Origin of the sequence: Vibrio sp. OPT18 (assembly GCF_015163615.1) — a bacterium.
Lineage (GTDB): Bacteria > Pseudomonadota > Gammaproteobacteria > Enterobacterales > Vibrionaceae > Vibrio > Vibrio coralliirubri.
Map to the genome: position 1 here is coordinate 77,786 of NZ_JADDYK010000087.1, position 17,785 is coordinate 95,570.

Consider the following 17,785-nt stretch of genomic DNA (forward strand, 5'->3'; position numbering starts at 1 on the left):
AGAGACAGTTATGAAATTAGATAAAATCGAAAACAAAAATCGCCGCCTACGCAAAAAGCTATACCTAGGTGAATTCGCGATTCTGGGTTTTGAAGTAAGCTGCAAGACTTCGATTGCTGATTTTGACCAATACGATGTGTTCATTGACGAGTTCATTGATTTCATCGACAGCATCGGTCTGTGCTTTGGTGGCGGCGGCCTTGAGCTGTTTGAAGGTTTCTTATGCTCAATTGAGCGCTACCGTTCAGTAACAGAAGCAGAACAACTGCAAGTTGCACAATGGCTTGAAGCTCGTGCTGAAGTAAGCAAAGTGGAAGTTAGCGAGCTGATTGACGCAAACTACGCGTTCTAAATTGATGTTGTACTGTTAGCTTTGCTTAGAGGTCTACACGGCTTTTAGAACGAGTAACAGTACGCCAGAATAAAGGCCGAATCGTTAAATCGATTCGGCCTTTTTGTGTTTTATTCGTTCCATTTCTATTCTTTACCTTCTTTTCTATCCCTTCCTGCGCAAATAATGAATTGATACTTTTCGATTAAATATTAATACCTTACCGCTATTTTTATTGGCAGTAATAAGTTTGGATAAACTTGTGAGAGTTTTATGAGAATTCAATGAAGTTGCTGATAGATTTGATCGCCATTCTTAGAGTCAACAACACCACAGTTCGTTCTGGCAAAGGTAACGGTATATCGCTGTTACTCGTTTTGTTGGCAACGATAGGACTCGATAAAGGATGGAATCAAAATGAATAAACGTACTCAAATCAGCTTAGTGATCAGCTCGGCTATGCTGGCCTTCGGAGCGGCTCAAGTTCAGGCTGCTGAGCTTGAAATCACTGTCACTAATGCAACGAAAGGGATCTACTTTACGCCTATCTTAGCAGCAGCTCATGACTCAAGCTTGTTCATGTTTAGAACGGGTGAAACGGCTTCTGCGGAACTAGAATCCATGGCCGAAGGTGGCGATATTTCAGGTTTATCTGGTGTCATTGCCAACGCGGGAGGCGTGGTGGTGGAGAATCCAGCGGCCGGAATTCTCAATCCGGGTGTCGCAACTACGTTTGATATCAGTACTGGCGATTTAGAGTACCTATCATTGGGTGCCATGCTGCTGCCGACTAACGACGGCTTTGTTGGTCTAGATAGCTGGAAAATCCCAACTCAAGCGGGCACCTACAAAGCGACTCTAAATGGTTATGACGCGGGTACAGAAGCCAATGATGAGCTGGCGGGCAGCATGCCGAACCCTCCATTCATTACCTTTGGCGCTGGTGGTACAGGTGTAGAAACGGCAGTATCAAACGCTAAGGTTCATATTCATCCGGGTAACATTGGTGATAGTGACGCGGCGGGCGGCATCAGTGACCTCGATAGCAGTAGTCATCGTTGGTTAAACCCTGTTGCAACTATCACCATTGTTGTGAAGTAAGGGGGATGTATGAAAGCTAGAATTCTATTTATCGCTGCATCAGTAGCTGTGTTAGCGGGTTGCCCGGACGATGACGACGATTACTATCGCTATGATGTGAGTGTTACTAACCTCACCCCCAATCAACCAATGTCACCGCTCGCGGTGTTGACTCACAATACGAATTTTGACCTGTTTGAAGTTGGGCAAAGTGCTTCTGTCGATCTTGAATACTTGGCGGAAGGTGGCAGTAATGCACAATTACTTGCGCTTAGTGACAGTGACGGCAATGTTTATCAAGGTATCTCAGGCAATGGGTTGATTCTTTCAGGAGAGCAAGACACGGTGTCGATTCGTGTCGACCCAAATCAAGAAGGGTATATCTCAGTTGCTTCCATGTTGGTGAATACTAATGATGCGTTTGTCGGCGAATCCGGTCTATCGCTCAAGTCATTAGCGGTGGGTGAAACCTTTACCATGAACATGAATGTTTGGGATTCGGGAACTGAGCTGAACGATGAGCTTGCTGCAACCATTCCGGGACCAGCAGGCGGTGGTGAGGGTTTTAATACCACACGTGACGACACCGATGTAGTGAGTTTCCACTCTGGCGTAATCAGCCAAGATGACGGCCTCACGACCTCTACTTTAAGTGCCAATCATCGTTTCCTTAACCCCGGTGCAAGAATCACCATTACTCGAACTGAGTAACAGGTTGAAAGCACGATGAAAGAATTCCTGCTCTGTTCCGGTCAATTGAAAGGTGGGCAGACTCAGAATAGAGCAGGGATCATGAATAGTGCTGCGGTAAATTTGATGGCAAACATATTGTTGGTTGAAGACGATGATGACTTGGCTGAACTGGTGCAGATGCATCTTAAGTTCCAAGGGCATAACGTAATCAGAGCTAATGTGATTGAAAAGGCTCAGGCGCTCTATAAAGAGGGTCATTTCGATTTGATCGTACTGGATCGTGGCTTACCAGACGGTGACGGACTCGATTTCTGTCGAATGTTGCGTCAGCAAGAGGATTGGACGCCAGTACTCATGCTAACCGCAAGAGATGCTGAGTTAGATAAGGTGTCAGGCTTAGAAGCCGGTGTTGATGACTACATAACGAAACCTTTCAGCGTTCTCGAATTTCAAGCAAGAGTGAGGAACGTGCTTCGCCGTTTAAGCCATGTCGAATCAGCGACTCAAGAGGTTGTGATAGCAGAATCGATTATGAATTTTGGTGGGCTCACTATTCAACCTGAACGCCATCAGGTGTCACTCAATAACCAAGATGTACCGCTGACTGCTACCGAGTTTACCTTACTTCATTTCTTAGCAACCCGTCCGGGACGTGTGTATAGCAAAGACGAGCTGCTCGATCATGTTTGGAATACTCATCACTCCGGCTATCACCATACCGTGTGTAGCACAGTCAACCGTCTAAGAACCAAGCTTGCGATGCCGAATAGTGATGATGATTTCATTAAAACCGTTTGGGGTGTTGGCTATAAGTTTGAGTCGAAAGCTTAGGCCTATGTGTCGCGTCCGAAGTTTACTAAAAAGCCAGTAACACCTAAGAGCCATCGAGGAGAGAGCATGAGTTTCAAATCGCGTTTAGTGTTGTTCACCAGTTTGTGGTTTCTGCTCGTGAGTGTGGTGATCGCTTACACTTATAATTGGCAAAAAGAGACCATAGAACAAAGAACTAAGCAGAGCTTACACAAAGAGCTCGCGGTTCATATGCGCGATGATAACCCTCTGATGATTGGTACCGACTACAACCCTAAAGCGCTCAAATCCATATTCCACACCTTGATGTTGATAGGGCCAGATTTCGATATTTATTTCCTCGACAGTCAGGGCAAGATTACGACTCATGCTGCGCCAGAAGGCACTGTGTTAGCCAACCAGATAGACTTAGCGCCCATTCAACAGTTTTTAAACGACGAGCCTTATCCCATTCTGGGGGAAGATCCGATAAATCCGGGAGCTCGTAAGGTATTTTCCGTAGCAGCGATTGAAGAGCTAGGTTCGACCGTTGGCTATCTGTACGTTTTGATTGGCAGTAATCGCCACACCGTGATTGCCAATTCGCAGGTCGACACGCCATACATTGCGCTAGCGGGGCTCATGCTGATCTCTATCTTAGGTTTTGCGGTTGGGGCTTATCTGTTGGTCAAACGTAGCCTGTTAAACCCAATAGAAGCAGTAACCAACAAGCTACAACAACAAGCAGAGCAAGATTTTCGATTGGATCCGAACTTCATTCATCAAGTACCAGAATTGGTGCCGATTGCACGCTCGTATCAGTTAATGGCGAAGCACATTCAACAGCAATTTTTGCAACTTGAATATCAGTCATCACACCGCAGACAAAGCTTATTACAACTCAGTCATGATTTGAAAACGCCATTGTCGAGTGTGTTGGGTTATCTGGAAACGTGGAAGATTCAAAACCCGCTATCAGACCCGTTAATTGACGTTGCTTACCGCAATGGCAACAAGTTATCTGAACAGCTCCATTCGCTGTTAGATAGCGCCAAGAACGATAACCCGGTACCTACATATCAATACGCTTCAATCGATTTCAATGGGCTAATGAGCGAATGTTTAGAAACGATTCAAAGCCAGTATCGCCATAAGAATGTAGAGTTGAACGTTCATATGCCTAATGGAATCAAGGCTGTGGGTGACAGTGATCTGCTTGAGAGGTTGATTTTGAATCTTTTAGATAATGCATTGAGGCATAGCCCAAGTGGCACCGCGGTGTCGTTAGATGTTGGTTTTGAAGCGGATTCCAAACGGGTGAAGGTGGTGATTCATAATGGGGTTGAACAGGAAGCGCCGAATGGTTCTTTGGGAATAGGAACCAAGATCGCGCAGTCGATACTGATGTTGCATCACAGTGTGCTAGAAACAACAAAGGCAGAGAACTCCTTTCAGCAAAGCTTTTACTTGCCTTCGGTATAGCTCTATCTGCCTTCGATTTAGCTTGATGTGTACTTACGTAGAAGTAACGTTAAGCGTCTTTACTGTCTTCGTTACCTTCGTTCACTTTTGCGTAGAAGTGAAGCAGTTCAGTTAATTCTTTAACCCAGCCAAACGCATCTTTAGGTGCGTTCTTTAAGATCTTTTCTACTTTCTCACAGTGCACTTCGATTGCGATTGCTTCTTCAAGGTTGAAAGAAATTGAGTAGAAGTGCCAAAGCAGTAGGCGAGTCATTCGCTCGATGTTCTGTTGCGAGTTATCTGACTCTGAGAAAGCTAGGTTCACTTCACCAAGCGCGATAGCGGTCATTCGAAGCATTGCGTCAAACTTTGCTGATTGCATGCGTTCTTCGCTGGTGACTTCTTCTTGCTCGAACGTAAACAATTCCGTCATTGCATCTTCAGGAACAAGGCGATGAATCATTCTTAAACTAAATTCTTCTAGTTCATGGCGAGGCATGGTGATTAAGCAATTTAAGGTGTAGTCGCGTTGCATGGTGTTCTCTTGGATCTGCAAAAAGGTCGGACAGTTTAATGGAGAAGCGAGCTCAGAAAAAGCAGATTTTAGATAAGCCTACGTTTGCAGGCTTATCTGTGTACTACAAGCCCTAAAATCGATGCTTAGGGGAACTGTATTTAGGTTTGAACGCAGTATCAGGCTTTGCTATGGCTTGGCGGTTGGTACTGCATGGACTGATCGTTTCTCATGAAAATGTTACTCGCGACCAAACTGCCGATGCAAATCGAACCAAGGGCGAGCCAAGTCATCGCATCAGGAATCTCGTTGAATAGTGGGATCGCCAACAAGGTCGCCACTGCGGGTGTTGCACTGCCAAAAGCGGCAGAGCGTTCAGCCCCTAAGGTATTAACCGCATAAAGGTAAGTGAACGCCGCGATTAAACCCGCCCCAACGCCTTGCACTGCTGAATGAACGGCAAGCTCTGTGAAGGGCCAATTAGCGATAGGTGTGTCCATTAGGTGGCTTGGGAGGGATCCTGTCAGGATTAGGACGAGTAACAGCAAAGTAGAGCAGAGAGAAATAAAACCGGCACTGACTAACGCATTAAGATTAGCGACACGAGCTGAGATGGTGAACATCGCCCACATTAAGCTTCCGCATAAAAACAACAAATGACCTTTGGTGTATTCAAAGTTGAAGCTGCTTAAGCTACTCCCTAAAAACAACAGTATGCCGAGCAAAACCAAACCTAAACCGACAACACGGTGTCGGCTGAGTGGCTGCTTAAAAAAGAGTACCGCAATTCCAGTGACGAACAGAGGGAGCGTGCCCGGAACAAGAGCACTGCCATGTGATACCGGAACAAACTGCATCGCCGTTCCTGCAACGAGCAGATAAGGTAATCCGCTACCTACGAACATACCCGTTAGATATCGTTTAGGGACTTCAGCAATCGTGCTGCGTGCTTTCCACATCAAAGGCAATAACACCAAAGCCGGTATGAGAAATCTTGTGAGGGCGATATCGGCAGGTGTTAAATCTGAATTTGCGCCGCCTTTAAGAGACAGGAAGAAGCTCGCCCAAATGAGTAGGGTGACAGTAATAGATAAGTAGCCAAGATTCATAATATTGAAGGAGAGTGGGTGATGACTCATTATGGAATAGTTGTTGTGCCACAGGTTGGCAAGTTTTGGCCTAAATTGAACTATCGTTGATGATTTCTGCTAACATTTACCAAATAATTAACGGATTTAACTAATGTTTGGCATTTACTATGGATAGAATTGATAGACATCTTCTCGAACTGCTACAAAAAGATGGCAGGTTAACCACGGCTGAACTTGCTGATGAAGTGGGGTTATCACCTTCACCTTGTGCAAGACGAGTCAAAAGGCTAGAAGAAAAGGGCATTATTGACGGTTATCGTGTGAGCTTGTCACGAGAACAAGTCGGCATCGCAATGAGTGTGTTTGTTGAGGTGAGCCTAAACAACCACCAAGAAGTGTCGATAGATAAGTTTGAAGCGGCTGTTGTAGAGATGGAAGAGGTGATCAGTTGCCACGTTGTATCTGGGGCTTATGACTATTTGCTAGAAGTGGTTAGCCCGAACTTGATGGCCTACGAGGCATTTACAAGAAAACTTCAAAGGCTCTCTAACGTGAAAGATATTCATACCCACCTTGCGATAAGACAAGTAAAAGGCAATGCACCACTGCCAATTTATACCGATTAAGCCAAACTCTGAGCAGTAACACGAAGGAAGAATGAGCTGAAAACGAAATGGTTTACTCCTGAAGTAGAAGCGCGGTCAATATCAAAAATCATCCATTAAGTGTCAGGCTTCAGGCAATAAAAAACGGAGCACCTCGTGAAAGGTACTCCGTATATGATAGGTGCAAAACTTAGTGATACTTAAAGTTAGAGATTGAACAATCCCCAGTTTGTGCATTAATTCTGAATGAAAAAGCATGTGAATGATAATCCACGCCGTCATTCCAAATTGTCTCTCCAAATATCTTACATAGCTCTAGCTCACTTACTGAACCGAACTCTTCCATGTGTTTAGCTACAGATAAAAGTTTACCTCTTATCTCTGCAGTCCATTCCGTGTTACTCAAGCAGTTGAAAGCCATAGTCTTTTGCATATTACCTAGCCAAAATGTTTCTTGTTATTAAGTTATATGAAGATTCATGATAACAATTTTCTGGCGTTTGTAAATCTATTTTGTGATGAATATCTCACATACTCGCTTGCATTGGTCGGAAATTGAACTTCATTGTTGATAGATAGCACATTACTTTTACAACCTATTGATAAAGCTTTGATTAACGAGTTCTTAGAATATTATGAATGGGATTGAGCATATTTATTGGAAAAGTCCAGTCGAACGAGTGAGAGAATCTAATGGTGATTTCAGTTTGATGCATCGTTTACCGGTTGGTTTATGTGGCGTGCTTCATCAATCATCGTCGCTTCTCTGCGGTATTTTGAAGACAGCTGACGGAATTTTTCACTGAGTGTATGGAGATCTCGGGAGAGTGATTGTGAGCTTTGGACGTGCACCTGCGCGCTTTCTGCCTGGCGTGGGAGTTTTGCTTTGGTGCAGTGTTTGGCGACGGCTTGCCATGAATACGCTAGAGAGTCAGCGCCTTCAAGTTCACTAGACACAACATACGCCTGTTGTAGCAAAACCTCGGAGACGTCATACGCGGTATTCATATGACTATTGAGCTGCACATTAAACCTTTCTTCGTACTTAGCCCAAAGTTCAATGATCTGCTTTTCATTAAAGTGTTTAGATAACAATGTTTGTGATTCGTAGGTTGAGAGAACTTGGTTGAACTCTTTGGTGTACTGATTATAGCGACCTTCAAAAGAGAGCTGACGATCCAAAAGTGTTTGCCAGTTTTCACGGTCACAATGATTCGCTAGAGCGACATTGGCACTCAAAGTTACGCTTACAATGATAACCTTCCCCCAAAAACTCATGACTTTCCTCTACTTACCGTGCGCTCTATTGAGAGTATAGATGAGCAGCAGCATGAGTTGATGTACACTTGAGACATACCTATAACGGAAGAGCTGGTGGATTTGATGAAAAAAGCGCTGATCGCTTTACTTGTGTTGTTGATATTGGGCGGAGGGGGAGGAGCGGCATACTACTTCTTGGTCATGAATAAAGACCCAATCCCACAAGAGAAAACGGAAGAGCCGGCGTTAGAAGCTACCGAGCAACCTGAATCTGACCTTGTACCTATCATGGATCTTCAGCCTGAACCCGAGCAGACGGAATTTTACGTTTTGGAGAGAAAGCTTGAAGTGGTCGAGCAACCTGAAATTGATGGCTTGATAACAGATTACCTCTATAAAGGAGAAAAGGTGGAGGTACTCGAGAAACAAGGCGAATGGGCACGTATCTCAGACTATATAGTCCTTAAAGAAGGCGGCCCACAGACGGCGGAATGGGTCTCTATGTCAGGCTTATCGAATGATGAAGTCATTATTTCGGAAAAAGAAAGCAAAGAGATATTGGATTCCTATTTGGTTAAGTCTGATGACCTCAAGATCCATCAAGAAAAATTCCGTAATTCGGTGGCTAAACTGATCTCTGAGGGGGAGTGTGCCCCAAGTGATTTTGAAGAATTAGGCGGATGGGTGAAATCTGTTAAGTACAGTCACAGAGATGTCTATTTTATTTATTGTGGTGGGTTGTCCCTTGAAAACAAAATTTATCTTGATGTAAATACAAATGAAATATTTACGAAGTAAGATCCCACGCTCAATTTATTAATGCTATTTACTTAAGCCCACTCATAGATTGAGTGGGCTTTTTTGTCTATTCATAATGCTCATCTTCCCCATTTAGAACGTTAATTATATTGAAGCTCATATAGATTCATTAGGAACCATTTATTAATTCCTAATAAGAGTTTTGTTATTATTCTCGTGATCAATCATTTCAAATTCCCACATTGCATTATTCTTGAAACAAGCTGAGAGATATAGATTTATCTCGTATTAACAAAGGCTTATCTGCTTGGTGATAAAAGTAAAATTAAATAAACCTTATTAATATCAGATCTTTGCGTTAATTTACATGTTCGTAACATTTCATTGGTTTTGGGATGCAAGTCTAGTTTTTAATCATAATATGAAAATATTTTATATTTGTAATAATACTTTTTGATTTTGAGCTGTAGGGTTTAATTAAAGCAAAACGTAAATTTTAATTATCAACTAAGACATTATCTTATTAACATCATTGTTATTTAATTGCTTGTAAGGGATGGAACCATTAATGAAAAAGCTTGCTTTAATTACAGGGTCAAAAGGCGGTATCGGCTCAGCAATTTCTTCTAAATTAGTTGCAGACGGCTATCGTGTTATCGCGACTTATTTTACTGGAAATTACCAATGTGCCTTGGATTGGTTTAACGAAAAACAATTCACCGAAGATCAAGTGAGATTGTTTGAATTAGATGTTACCAATACTGCGGAATGTGCGCTGAGCTTAAGCAAGTTGTTAGAAGAAGAAGGCACGGTGGATGTGCTGGTCAATAACGCAGGTATTACACGTGATAGCGTCTTTAAAAAGATGGATGCCGAAGCGTGGAAAGAGGTTATCGAAACGAACTTAAACAGTTTGTTCAACGTAACTCAACCTTTGTTCGCTCCTATGTGTGAAAAGGGTAACTGCCGAGTCATCAACATCTCTTCCGTCAATGGTCTTAAAGGTCAATTTGGACAAACTAACTACTCGGCAGCAAAAGCTGGAATGATTGGTTTCTCTAAAGCTTTGGCTGCGGAAGGCGCTCGTAGCGGCGTAACCGTGAACGTAATTGCTCCTGGCTACACAGCAACTCCTATGGTTGAGCAAATGAAGCCTGAAGTACTGGATTCAATCAAGAACCAAATTCCGATGAAACGCTTAGCAACACCTGTTGAAATTGCAGACGCAGTGGGCTTTTTAGCGAGTGAATCTGGCGCGTACATTACAGGCGAAACATTGTCTGTGAATGGCGGCTTGTACATGCACTAATTAGCGAAACTGAAGGGATTGGAATGATGGAAAAAGTATTTATTGTTGCGGCTAAGCGCACTCCTATTGGTGCATTTACCGGGTCGCTAAAAAACGTATCTGCGGGCGAGCTGGCTGGCGTTGCGATCAAAGGTGCACTTGAGTTTGTCGATATTTCGTTAGATGCGATTGATGAAGTGATCGTCGGCAACGTGATTTCGGCAGGTCAAGGCATGGGGGTTGCTCGTCAGGCTTCCATCTATGCAGGGCTTCCTGAAGAAACACCAGCATACGGTGTGAACATGATTTGCGGAAGCGGCATGAAATCAGTGATGGACGCAGCGGCGCACATAAAAGCACAAGATGCTGAAGTGGTTATTGCTGCTGGCGTTGAAGTGATGTCACAAATTCCTTTTGTGGTACCAGCGAGCGTTCGTAATGGTCACAAAATGGGTGACATCTCAATGAAAGACTTACTGGTTGGTGATGGCTTAACCGATGCGTTTAATCATTACCACATGGGCATGACCGCTGAGAATATCGCGAACACGCTGAATATTTCGCGCCTAGCTCAAGATAACTATGCTTTAGAAAGCCAACAGAAAGCCGTTGCTGCGATTGAAGCGGGTAAGTTTAACGAGCAAATCGTGCCTGTAGAAGTTAAGCAGCGCAGACAAACCGTCACTTTTGATACCGATGAGTACCCGAAGTCAGACGCGACATTCGAAGGTCTGCAAAAGCTTCGTCCAGCTTTTGACCGTGAAGGGTCTGTTACGGCAGGTAACGCTTCGGGCATCAATGATGGCGCGAGTGCAATCATCTTAGCGTCTGAGTCGGCGGTAGCGAAATATGGTCTAACACCTTTAGTGGAACTGACCAGCTACGCACAGTCAGGTTTGGACCCAAAGATTATGGGGCTAGGACCAGTAGAAGCGGTTTCTAAAGCGCTTGATAAGGCGAATCTCACTCTAGAAGAAGTAGATTTGTTTGAATTAAATGAAGCGTTTGCAGCACAAGCTCTTGGCGTAATGTACCAATTGTCAGAGCAGCATGACTTACCACTTGATGAGTTCAAGCCAAAGGTCAATGTGAATGGTGGTGCAATCGCACTTGGCCATCCTTTAGGTGCGTCAGGTAATCGAATTATTGTTTCACTCATCCATGAAATGCTTGAACAGAAAACGACTTATGGCGTTGCTTCACTCTGTGTGGGTGGAGGAATGGGAACCGCTGTTTTGCTAAAAGGTATTGAAGGTTAGAGCCTGATATATCGGTAGCAAGCTTAAATATCGGATCAGCTTTTCAAAGCATCGTGAGTTAATCGATGAGCGTTGGCTGAAACGATAGTGACACAAATTTATTAAACTATGTATTCATCAGGAGTTACTTATGTACACGGATATTTTCAAAACAATTACTGACCAAACTGAAAAGCAATTTGAACCGTACTTAAAGTTCAACAAGTTGGTTGCAAAGAACGTCCAAACGATGACTGAACTGCAAATGAATGCAATGCAGACTTACACGGACATGGGTCTTGCGCAAATGAAAGCAGTGACTGAAATCAAAGACGTGACTAGCCTAACGGCGTTCAACAGCCAGCAACTAGCAGCGCTAACTCAATTGTCTCAACAGATGATGAGTGATAGTTCAAAAATGCAAGCTGCTGCAAAAGAGTTCAAAGAAGATGTTGAAACACTAACAACTGAAAACTTGAAAACAGTTACACCTGCATAAATTTAATCGCCATCGAGTTAGCGCAGTATTTACTGTGAGGCTCGGTGGCGATTTTCCGATTATTGGAGTCATGTTATGTTTCAACACTTCTTTTCGGACTACCTTGTTAAACTTCAACAAACGAACCAGCAATGGTGGGAAAGCTTTGAACAAAACAAGGAAGCCGCGCAATCTCCCCTAAACCAAGCGATGCAAGAATTGAACTTTGATGATGCATCAAAAATCTTCGAGCAAGCCGCCAACCAACCCGCCGTTCTGCTTCAGTTACAATCTCAATGGTGGGAACAGCAACTTAAGATCTGGCAGAATGCCGCGCTGATGGGCAACACCGAGAGTGTTATCTCAGAAGACCGCAGCGACAAGCGCTTTATTGATGAAGCGTGGAAAAACGACCCGTTCTACAGCTTTATCAAACAATCCTATTTGTTGTTCAGTAAAAGCTATATCGACACCATCAACTCGATCGAAGGTATTGACGAAAAAACCAAAGAGCGAGTGGCGTTCTTTTCTCGTCAGGCAATCAATGCACTTTCTCCAAGTAACTTTATTGCAACGAATCCAGAGTTGATGAAACTGACGCTTGAGCGAAATGGTGAAAACCTTCTCGATGGGTTAGAGCAGTTACAAGCAGACGTTGAAGCGAGTGCTGATATCCTCAAGATCCGCATGACCAACAATAACGCCTTCCGATTGGGTGTGGATGTTGCGAATACCGAGGGTGATGTTGTCTTTCAAAACGAGCTGTTTGAACTCATTCAATACTATCCAAAGACACCGCAGGTCAATGCGACGCCTTTGCTGATTGTTCCGCCGTTTATCAACAAGTACTACATTCTCGACCTTCGTGAGAAGAACTCGATGGTACGCTGGTTGCTTGAGCAAGGGCACAGCGTGTTCATGATGTCTTGGCGTAATCCGGGCGAGGCGCAGAAAGATCAAGAATTCGGTGACTATGTCACGGAAGGCGTGGTTAAAGCGGTTGCTTCGATTGAAGACATTACTGGTAAAGAGCAGATCAACGCCGCGGGTTACTGTATCGGTGGTACGGTACTGGCCTCTACGGTGGCTTACTATGCTGCGAAGCGTATGAAGAAACGCATTAAAACCGCGACGTTCTTTACCACCTTGTTGGATTTCTCGCAGCCGGGTGAGGTGGGCGCGTATATCAATGAGACAATCATCAACGCGATTGAGAAGCAGAACGATGGCAAAGGCTATATGGATGGTCGCTCGTTGAGTGTGACGTTCAGTTTGCTTCGTGAAAACAGCCTGTACTGGAACTACTACATTGATAACTACCTCAAAGGCAGCAGCCCGATGGAGTTTGATCTTCTGTACTGGAACAGTGACAGCACAAACGTAGCTGCTAAGTGCCATAACTTCTTGCTGCGTGAGCTTTACCTTGAGAACAAACTGGTTCAAGACAAAGGCGTGAAAGTGGGCGGTGTTTGGATTGATCTGAATAAGATCAAAATACCAAGCTACTTCATTTCAGCTAAAGAAGACCATATTGCCTTGTGGCAGGGGACGTACCGTGGTGCTTTGAATACCGGTGGCAACAAGACGTTCGTACTGGGCGAGTCTGGTCATATCGCGGGTATTGTTAACCATCCAGACAAGAAGAAGTACGGGTTCTGGCTGAATGACAACCTAGACGACTCGGTGGATGAGTGGCTAACTAATGCGACTCATAATGAGGGGTCTTGGTGGACACACTGGAATCAGTGGCTCCAAGGTTTTGAAACTGACGAAAAAATCGAACCTTTCAATCAAGGCTCAGAGCTTAACCCAGTGATAGGCAAAGCGCCAGGCAACTATGTAAAACAGGTGCTGCCGATTGTCGATCAAGAGCAGGTTGATAAAGAGACCGTAGAGAAAGAAGCGCCAGAAAACGAAGCTTAGGGCGTTAAGTCACATTCAAAAATAAAGATACACAACGTCAGATAATAAAAAAGCCACTGAATTCAGTGGCTTTTTAGTATCAACTCATCCCAAAGATAATTGGCCTAAGTTGAAGCAATTTCGATTTCTAATCGACTTCTTTGTCTTTAGTCATAGATAAAAGCCAAAGAGATACGGCTGCAACACCTGCAAAGCCACCAAGAATGATAACTGGCATAGCGCTGTAACCTAGGATGTGCCAAATTACGCTTTCTAAAGTACTCATTCAATTGCTCCTTATTGCCAGCCTTCAACGCCGTGCATGTCTGGTAGTTTGTGTGCAATACCTTTGTGACAGTCTACACACGTTTTTTCACCAGAAGCTAGTGCAGTCGAGTGTTGTTTCGCACTACGAGGGCTCTGCTCTGAGAAGTCCATGTAATCGAACTGGTGACAGTTACGACACTCAAGTGAATCGTTCTTTTTCAATCGAGCCCATTCGCGTTCCGCTAGGTGAGCACGACGTGCTTTGAACTTTTCTTCAGTATTGATGGTTTTCGCAATAAAGTGTGCATATAGCTCTTTAGATGCTTGAACCTTACGAACAATTTTATCTGTCCATTCATGAGGTACGTGACAATCTGAACAGATAGCACGAACACCAGAACGGTTAGAGTAGTGAATTGTCTCTTGGATTTCAGCAACGATAGGTGCGTGACAGCCAGAACAGAATTCTTCTGTGTTGGTTGCCTCCATACCCGTGTTGAATGCACCCCAGAACAAAAGACCACCCGAGAAACCCAAGAATAAAACAACGCCTACGGCTGCTTTACTTGGTGTCGCGAGTCTTTTCCAAAACGCTTTAAGTAATTTTATCATATATAGCCTCTCTTACAGTCCGGCTACGATTAACGCAGTGAATCTACAGGTTTGAACTCGTTCTCAACTAGTGGCTTAGCATTAGCTTGAGGTACGTGACACTGTAGACAGAAGTAACGACGAGGTGATACGTCTGCAAGTACCGCATCTTCACGGTTCATGTAGTGAGTTACGCTCACTTTAGTAGCACCCATTTCTTTTGCGTTTTTCCAGCTGTGGCAAGAAAGACACTTGTTAGCGTTAAGAGAAACTTCATAGCTACGAATAGTATGAGGCACTAGAGGTGGTTGGTATACGTAGTCACTCTCAAGTACTTGGTCACGAGGGAACTTTTTGAAGTCATCTGCTGCGCGAGTTGCTTCAAGTTCACTTGCACCACGTAGAGACTCTACGCCACCAATGCCGCCTGGGTTATCCAGTTCAGCTTCAGCTTGAACTGCACCAGCTAGCAAAAGACCAGCTGATAGTAGGGCAGTAATCAGTTTTTTCATGGTTAATTTCTCCGCCTAAAGGCTAATTCTTTGAGTGGACTACTTCTTTCAAAAAGTAACGAAAAAAGTAGTCGCAATATTAAATACGTTAGATCTTGTATCTAGGTTCGAAAAGCGCTTGGCTCTTAAGAAACCTTAGTGATCTTAACTGGACACTTCTTGTAATCCGTCTGTTTAGACAGAGGATCCGTTGCATCCAAGATCAACTTGTTGATCAGAATTCTTGCATCAAAGAATGGTACGAATACCAAGCCTTGTGGTGGACGGTTACGACCACGAGTTTCAACACGAACGCGTACTTCACCACGTTTGTTTTCGATAAGAACTTCATCACCACGGCGAAGACCACGAGCTTTAGCATCAGCAGGGTGGATGTAACAAAGTGCATCCGGTACTGCTTTGTAAAGTTCTGGTACACGACGAGTCATAGTACCTGTGTGCCAGTGCTCAAGAACACGACCAGTACATAGCCACATATCGTATTCATCGTTTGGTACTTCAGGTGGCGCTTCGTATGGTGCATTGATGATCAGTGCTTTACCATCTGGTTTGCCGTAGAAGTCCCAATCAGAACCTTTCTTAGCGTATGGATCTGAACCTTCTTTAAAGCGCCATAGTGTCTCTTTACCGTCAACAACAGGCCAACGTAGACCACGAACTTGGTGGTAGCGATCGTATGGTGCTAAATCGTGACCGTGGCCGCGACCAAAGGCTGCGTATTCTTCGAATAGACCTTTTTGAACGTAAAAACCTTGAGCTTGTGCATCGTCGTTAAGCTCTTGAGCTTCAGACAGTGGGAATGCATCAACGTTGCCGTTTTTGTAAAGCACGTCGTACATGGTTTTGCCGCGGTACTCAGGCATTTTCGCAACCAGTTCTTCACCCCAAACTTCTTCAATAGTGAAGCGCTTAGAGAATTCCATGATTTGCCATAGGTCAGACTTAGCTTCACCTACGGTTTTCACTTGTTGGTACCATGCTTGTGTACGACGCTCTGCGTTACCGTAAGCGCCTTCTTTCTCAATCCACATTGCTGTTGGAAGGATGAGGTCAGCCGCTTGAGCGGTTGCCGTTGGGTACGGGTCAGAACATACAATGAAGTTCTCTGGGTTACGGTAACCTGGCAGACGTTCAGTGTTGATGTTTGGACCCGCTTGCATGTTGTTGTTACACATTACCCAGTAAGCGTTGATCTTACCGTCTTTAAGCATACGGTCTTGAACAACAGCGTGAGCGCCTGGCTTGCCATTTAGAGTGCCTTCTGGAAGTTTCCAGATGTCTTCTGCAATCTTACGGTGTTTAGGGTTAGCAACAACCATATCTGCCGGTAGACGGTGAGAGAACGTACCAACTTCACGAGCTGTACCACACGCAGATGGTTGGCCAGTTAGTGAGAATGGGCTGTTACCTGGAGTAGAAATCTTACCTGTCAGAAGGTGGATGTTGTACACAAGGCTGTTCATCCATACGCCACGAGTATGTTGGTTCATACCCATAGTCCAAAGTGACATTACTTTGATGTTTGGATCGGCATATTGCTTAGCCAGCTTGATAAGGTCTTCTTGAGATACACCTGACATTTCAGACGCTTTCTCAACGGTGTATTCAGCAACAGACGCTTTGTAGTCTTCGAAAGAGATAGCAGTCATTTCACCTGAGTTAGGGTTTGCTGCTGCTTTCTGTAGTGGATCATCGTCACGAAGGCCGTAACCGATGTCTGTCGTTGCTTGCTTGAAGTTCGTGTGTTTGTTCACGAAGTCCCAGTTAACTGCATCGTTTTGAATGATGTAGTTAGCAATGAAGTTAGCAATTGCTAGATCTGATTGAGGTTCGAAGATGTAACCCGTGTCTGCAAGCTCGAAAGAACGGTGGTAGTAAGTAGACAGTACGTTTACTTTAACGTGTGGGTGGCTTAGACGACGGTCTGTAATACGAGTCCATAGTACTGGGTGCATTTCTGCCATGTTTGAACCCCACAGTACGAATGCGTCTGCATGTTCAAAGTCATCGTAACAACCCATTGGTTCATCGATACCGAAAGTACGCATGAATGCGCCTACCGCTGAAGCCATACAGTGACGAGCGTTTGGATCGATGTTGTTTGAACGGAAACCCGCTTTCATCATCTTAACGGCTGCGTAGCCTTCCATCACTGTCCACTGGCCTGAACCGAACATACCAACACCTGTTGGACCGTTCTTCTTAAGAGATGCTTTCCATTTCTCAGCCATTACGTCGAACGCTTTGTCCCAAGATACGGGTGCGAAATCACCATCTTTATGGAACTCACCGTCTTTCATACGAAGTAGAGGAGTCTCAAGACGGTCTTTACCGTACATGATTTTTGAAAGGAAGTAGCCTTTGATACAGTTAAGGCCTTTGTTTACCGGTGCTTCTGGGTCGCCTTGAGTCGCAACCACTTTACCATTTTGAGTACCTACTAGTACCGAACAGCCCGTACCACAAAAACGACAAGGCGCTTTATCCCACGTGATTTTTGTTTGATCAGAGCTAGCAATCAGGTTGGTTGCTGTTGCCGGTAGAGTTACACCTGCAACGGCTGCCGCTGATGCAGCTGCGTTCGCTTTCACAAACGCACGTCTTGTCATTTTCATACTTCACCCTCAAGTTGAGAATTGTTGCTTCCAGTTTCTAAATCCGTTTCGTCCAGTCCAGTTTCGATTTGGTGATAAACCAAAGCTGTCCCTAAAACGTTCGTAATATTATTAATTTCTTCGATGGTATCCGTTACAAAACCTTGGTTTTCGGTTTCTAGGACCACTATGATTTTGCCTTCAGGGCTACTGCCGTAAATCTCTGCATTATCGAACTGTTCGATTTGTGCTTTGATCTCGTCTAGATGCTCTGGGCTCACATGCACGACTAAACTTGATATATGCACTTCATTTAGTGCCATAAATTGCTC

At 44.3% G+C, this 17,785-nt stretch carries 21 protein-coding genes; 12 read left to right on the forward strand and 9 right to left on the reverse strand.

The window, feature by feature from the left end; all coding sequences use genetic code 11:
• Window positions 1-10: 10 nt before the first annotated feature.
• The 6 genes from IQQ51_RS22275 to IQQ51_RS22300 all read left to right on the forward strand — a co-directional run bounded on the left by IQQ51_RS22275 (window position 11) and on the right by IQQ51_RS22300 (window position 4,375).
• Window positions 11-352, forward strand: coding sequence for a YggL family protein (locus tag IQQ51_RS22275; protein ID WP_048606344.1), 342 nt, complete (start codon window positions 11-13; stop codon window positions 350-352).
• Between the two features lie 263 nt (window positions 353-615).
• Window positions 616-756, forward strand: a complete 141-nt coding sequence (locus IQQ51_RS22280; RefSeq protein ID WP_181949898.1) for a hypothetical protein — start codon at window positions 616-618, stop codon at window positions 754-756.
• Window positions 749-1,432 (forward strand): spondin domain-containing protein, encoded by a 684-nt coding sequence (locus IQQ51_RS22285; RefSeq protein ID WP_048606346.1) that lies wholly within the window; start codon window positions 749-751, stop codon window positions 1,430-1,432. Before IQQ51_RS22280 ends, IQQ51_RS22285 begins: the two co-directional genes overlap by 8 nt.
• Before the next feature lie 9 nt (window positions 1,433-1,441).
• The gene (locus IQQ51_RS22290) at window positions 1,442-2,122 is read left to right on the forward strand and encodes a spondin domain-containing protein (protein ID WP_193842169.1); all 681 of its coding nucleotides are present in this window, start codon (window positions 1,442-1,444) and stop codon (window positions 2,120-2,122) included.
• Window positions 2,123-2,203: 81 nt separating this feature from the next.
• On the forward strand, window positions 2,204-2,935 hold the full coding sequence (locus tag IQQ51_RS22295; RefSeq protein ID WP_193842170.1) for a response regulator transcription factor: 732 nt from the start codon (window positions 2,204-2,206) through the stop codon (window positions 2,933-2,935).
• Window positions 2,936-3,001: 66 nt separating this feature from the next.
• Window positions 3,002-4,375 carry a sensor histidine kinase gene (locus IQQ51_RS22300; RefSeq protein ID WP_193842171.1) on the forward strand — a complete coding sequence of 458 codons (1,374 nt, stop codon included), beginning with the start codon at window positions 3,002-3,004 and terminating at the stop codon, window positions 4,373-4,375.
• A gap of 49 nt (window positions 4,376-4,424) precedes the next feature.
• On the opposite strand, the gene IQQ51_RS22305 is transcribed toward IQQ51_RS22300, so the two are convergent.
• Both IQQ51_RS22305 and IQQ51_RS22310 read right to left on the reverse strand, forming a co-directional pair.
• A complete protein-coding gene (locus IQQ51_RS22305) occupies window positions 4,425-4,889 on the reverse strand; it encodes a hypothetical protein (protein ID WP_017062624.1) in 465 nt (154 codons plus the stop codon).
• Window positions 4,890-5,047: 158 nt separating this feature from the next.
• Window positions 5,048-5,977 (reverse strand): DMT family transporter, encoded by a 930-nt coding sequence (locus tag IQQ51_RS22310; protein ID WP_050654117.1) that lies wholly within the window; start codon window positions 5,975-5,977, stop codon window positions 5,048-5,050.
• A 149-nt stretch (window positions 5,978-6,126) separates the two neighbouring features.
• Here IQQ51_RS22310 and IQQ51_RS22315 point away from each other — a divergent pair, with 149 nt between their 5' ends.
• Window positions 6,127-6,585 carry an Lrp/AsnC family transcriptional regulator gene (locus tag IQQ51_RS22315; protein ID WP_017062622.1) on the forward strand — a complete coding sequence of 153 codons (459 nt, stop codon included), beginning with the start codon at window positions 6,127-6,129 and terminating at the stop codon, window positions 6,583-6,585.
• Between the two features lie 169 nt (window positions 6,586-6,754).
• Here the strand turns inward: IQQ51_RS22315 and IQQ51_RS22320 are convergent, their stop codons facing one another.
• Both IQQ51_RS22320 and IQQ51_RS22325 read right to left on the reverse strand, forming a co-directional pair.
• Window positions 6,755-6,997, reverse strand: a complete 243-nt coding sequence (locus IQQ51_RS22320) for a hypothetical protein (RefSeq protein WP_017062621.1) — start codon at window positions 6,995-6,997, stop codon at window positions 6,755-6,757.
• 269 nt (window positions 6,998-7,266) lie between these two features.
• Entirely contained in the window at window positions 7,267-7,842 is a 576-nt protein-coding gene (locus IQQ51_RS22325; RefSeq protein WP_052879503.1) for a hypothetical protein, read from the reverse strand.
• Between the two features lie 96 nt (window positions 7,843-7,938).
• Between IQQ51_RS22325 and IQQ51_RS22330 the strand changes: the two genes are divergently transcribed.
• The 5 genes from IQQ51_RS22330 to phaC all read left to right on the forward strand — a co-directional run bounded on the left by IQQ51_RS22330 (window position 7,939) and on the right by phaC (window position 13,510).
• Complete coding sequence (locus IQQ51_RS22330) at window positions 7,939-8,622, forward strand: SH3 domain-containing protein (RefSeq protein ID WP_193842172.1); 684 nt, start codon at window positions 7,939-7,941, stop codon at window positions 8,620-8,622.
• Between the two features lie 529 nt (window positions 8,623-9,151).
• Window positions 9,152-9,892: an SDR family oxidoreductase gene (locus IQQ51_RS22335; RefSeq protein WP_048613548.1), complete on the forward strand. Its 741-nt coding sequence runs from the start codon at window positions 9,152-9,154 to the stop codon at window positions 9,890-9,892.
• Between the two features lie 26 nt (window positions 9,893-9,918).
• A complete protein-coding gene (locus IQQ51_RS22340) occupies window positions 9,919-11,130 on the forward strand; it encodes an acetyl-CoA C-acetyltransferase (RefSeq protein ID WP_193842189.1) in 1,212 nt (403 codons plus the stop codon).
• Window positions 11,131-11,260: 130 nt separating this feature from the next.
• Window positions 11,261-11,608 (forward strand): phasin family protein, encoded by a 348-nt coding sequence (locus IQQ51_RS22345; RefSeq protein ID WP_048613546.1) that lies wholly within the window; start codon window positions 11,261-11,263, stop codon window positions 11,606-11,608.
• A gap of 75 nt (window positions 11,609-11,683) precedes the next feature.
• A complete protein-coding gene (gene phaC / locus IQQ51_RS22350; protein ID WP_193842173.1) occupies window positions 11,684-13,510 on the forward strand; it encodes a class I poly(R)-hydroxyalkanoic acid synthase in 1,827 nt (608 codons plus the stop codon).
• A gap of 127 nt (window positions 13,511-13,637) precedes the next feature.
• Here phaC and IQQ51_RS22355 read toward each other — a convergent pair whose 3' ends face one another.
• The 5 genes from IQQ51_RS22355 to IQQ51_RS22375 form a co-directional block, all read right to left on the reverse strand.
• Window positions 13,638-13,775 carry a TIGR02808 family protein gene (locus tag IQQ51_RS22355; RefSeq protein WP_065675419.1) on the reverse strand — a complete coding sequence of 46 codons (138 nt, stop codon included), beginning with the start codon at window positions 13,773-13,775 and terminating at the stop codon, window positions 13,638-13,640.
• Window positions 13,776-13,786: 11 nt separating this feature from the next.
• Window positions 13,787-14,368, reverse strand: a complete 582-nt coding sequence (locus IQQ51_RS22360) for a NapC/NirT family cytochrome c (protein WP_009845456.1) — start codon at window positions 14,366-14,368, stop codon at window positions 13,787-13,789.
• 29 nt (window positions 14,369-14,397) lie between these two features.
• The gene (locus IQQ51_RS22365) at window positions 14,398-14,859 is read right to left on the reverse strand and encodes a nitrate reductase cytochrome c-type subunit (RefSeq protein ID WP_017062614.1); all 462 of its coding nucleotides are present in this window, start codon (window positions 14,857-14,859) and stop codon (window positions 14,398-14,400) included.
• A gap of 125 nt (window positions 14,860-14,984) precedes the next feature.
• Window positions 14,985-17,474, reverse strand: a complete 2,490-nt coding sequence (gene napA / locus IQQ51_RS22370) for a periplasmic nitrate reductase subunit alpha (RefSeq protein WP_050634230.1) — start codon at window positions 17,472-17,474, stop codon at window positions 14,985-14,987.
• Entirely contained in the window at window positions 17,471-17,776 is a 306-nt protein-coding gene (locus IQQ51_RS22375; RefSeq protein ID WP_019824440.1) for a chaperone NapD, read from the reverse strand. The genes napA and IQQ51_RS22375 overlap by 4 nt, the downstream gene beginning before the upstream one ends.
• Window positions 17,777-17,785 lie beyond the last annotated feature (9 nt).

Coding starts and splice junctions, on each gene's coding strand:
- IQQ51_RS22275 (WP_048606344.1), top strand. CDS start 11: ATGAAATTAGATAAAATCGAAAACAAAAATCGCCGCCTACGCAAAAAG.
- IQQ51_RS22375 (WP_019824440.1), bottom strand. CDS start 17,776: ATGGCACTAAATGAAGTGCATATATCAAGTTTAGTCGTGCATGTGAGC.
- IQQ51_RS22295 (WP_193842170.1), top strand. CDS start 2,204: ATGAATAGTGCTGCGGTAAATTTGATGGCAAACATATTGTTGGTTGAA.
- IQQ51_RS22315 (WP_017062622.1), top strand. CDS start 6,127: ATGGATAGAATTGATAGACATCTTCTCGAACTGCTACAAAAAGATGGC.
- IQQ51_RS22280 (WP_181949898.1), top strand. CDS start 616: ATGAAGTTGCTGATAGATTTGATCGCCATTCTTAGAGTCAACAACACC.
- IQQ51_RS22285 (WP_048606346.1), top strand. CDS start 749: ATGAATAAACGTACTCAAATCAGCTTAGTGATCAGCTCGGCTATGCTG.
- IQQ51_RS22305 (WP_017062624.1), bottom strand. CDS start 4,889: ATGCAACGCGACTACACCTTAAATTGCTTAATCACCATGCCTCGCCAT.
- IQQ51_RS22325 (WP_052879503.1), bottom strand. CDS start 7,842: ATGAGTTTTTGGGGGAAGGTTATCATTGTAAGCGTAACTTTGAGTGCC.
- IQQ51_RS22290 (WP_193842169.1), top strand. CDS start 1,442: ATGAAAGCTAGAATTCTATTTATCGCTGCATCAGTAGCTGTGTTAGCG.
- IQQ51_RS22360 (WP_009845456.1), bottom strand. CDS start 14,368: ATGATAAAATTACTTAAAGCGTTTTGGAAAAGACTCGCGACACCAAGT.
- IQQ51_RS22355 (WP_065675419.1), bottom strand. CDS start 13,775: ATGAGTACTTTAGAAAGCGTAATTTGGCACATCCTAGGTTACAGCGCT.
- phaC (WP_193842173.1), top strand. CDS start 11,684: ATGTTTCAACACTTCTTTTCGGACTACCTTGTTAAACTTCAACAAACG.
- IQQ51_RS22345 (WP_048613546.1), top strand. CDS start 11,261: ATGTACACGGATATTTTCAAAACAATTACTGACCAAACTGAAAAGCAA.
- IQQ51_RS22300 (WP_193842171.1), top strand. CDS start 3,002: ATGAGTTTCAAATCGCGTTTAGTGTTGTTCACCAGTTTGTGGTTTCTG.
- napA (WP_050634230.1), bottom strand. CDS start 17,474: ATGAAAATGACAAGACGTGCGTTTGTGAAAGCGAACGCAGCTGCATCA.
- IQQ51_RS22340 (WP_193842189.1), top strand. CDS start 9,919: ATGGAAAAAGTATTTATTGTTGCGGCTAAGCGCACTCCTATTGGTGCA.
- IQQ51_RS22365 (WP_017062614.1), bottom strand. CDS start 14,859: ATGAAAAAACTGATTACTGCCCTACTATCAGCTGGTCTTTTGCTAGCT.
- IQQ51_RS22320 (WP_017062621.1), bottom strand. CDS start 6,997: ATGCAAAAGACTATGGCTTTCAACTGCTTGAGTAACACGGAATGGACT.
- IQQ51_RS22335 (WP_048613548.1), top strand. CDS start 9,152: ATGAAAAAGCTTGCTTTAATTACAGGGTCAAAAGGCGGTATCGGCTCA.
- IQQ51_RS22310 (WP_050654117.1), bottom strand. CDS start 5,977: ATGAATCTTGGCTACTTATCTATTACTGTCACCCTACTCATTTGGGCG.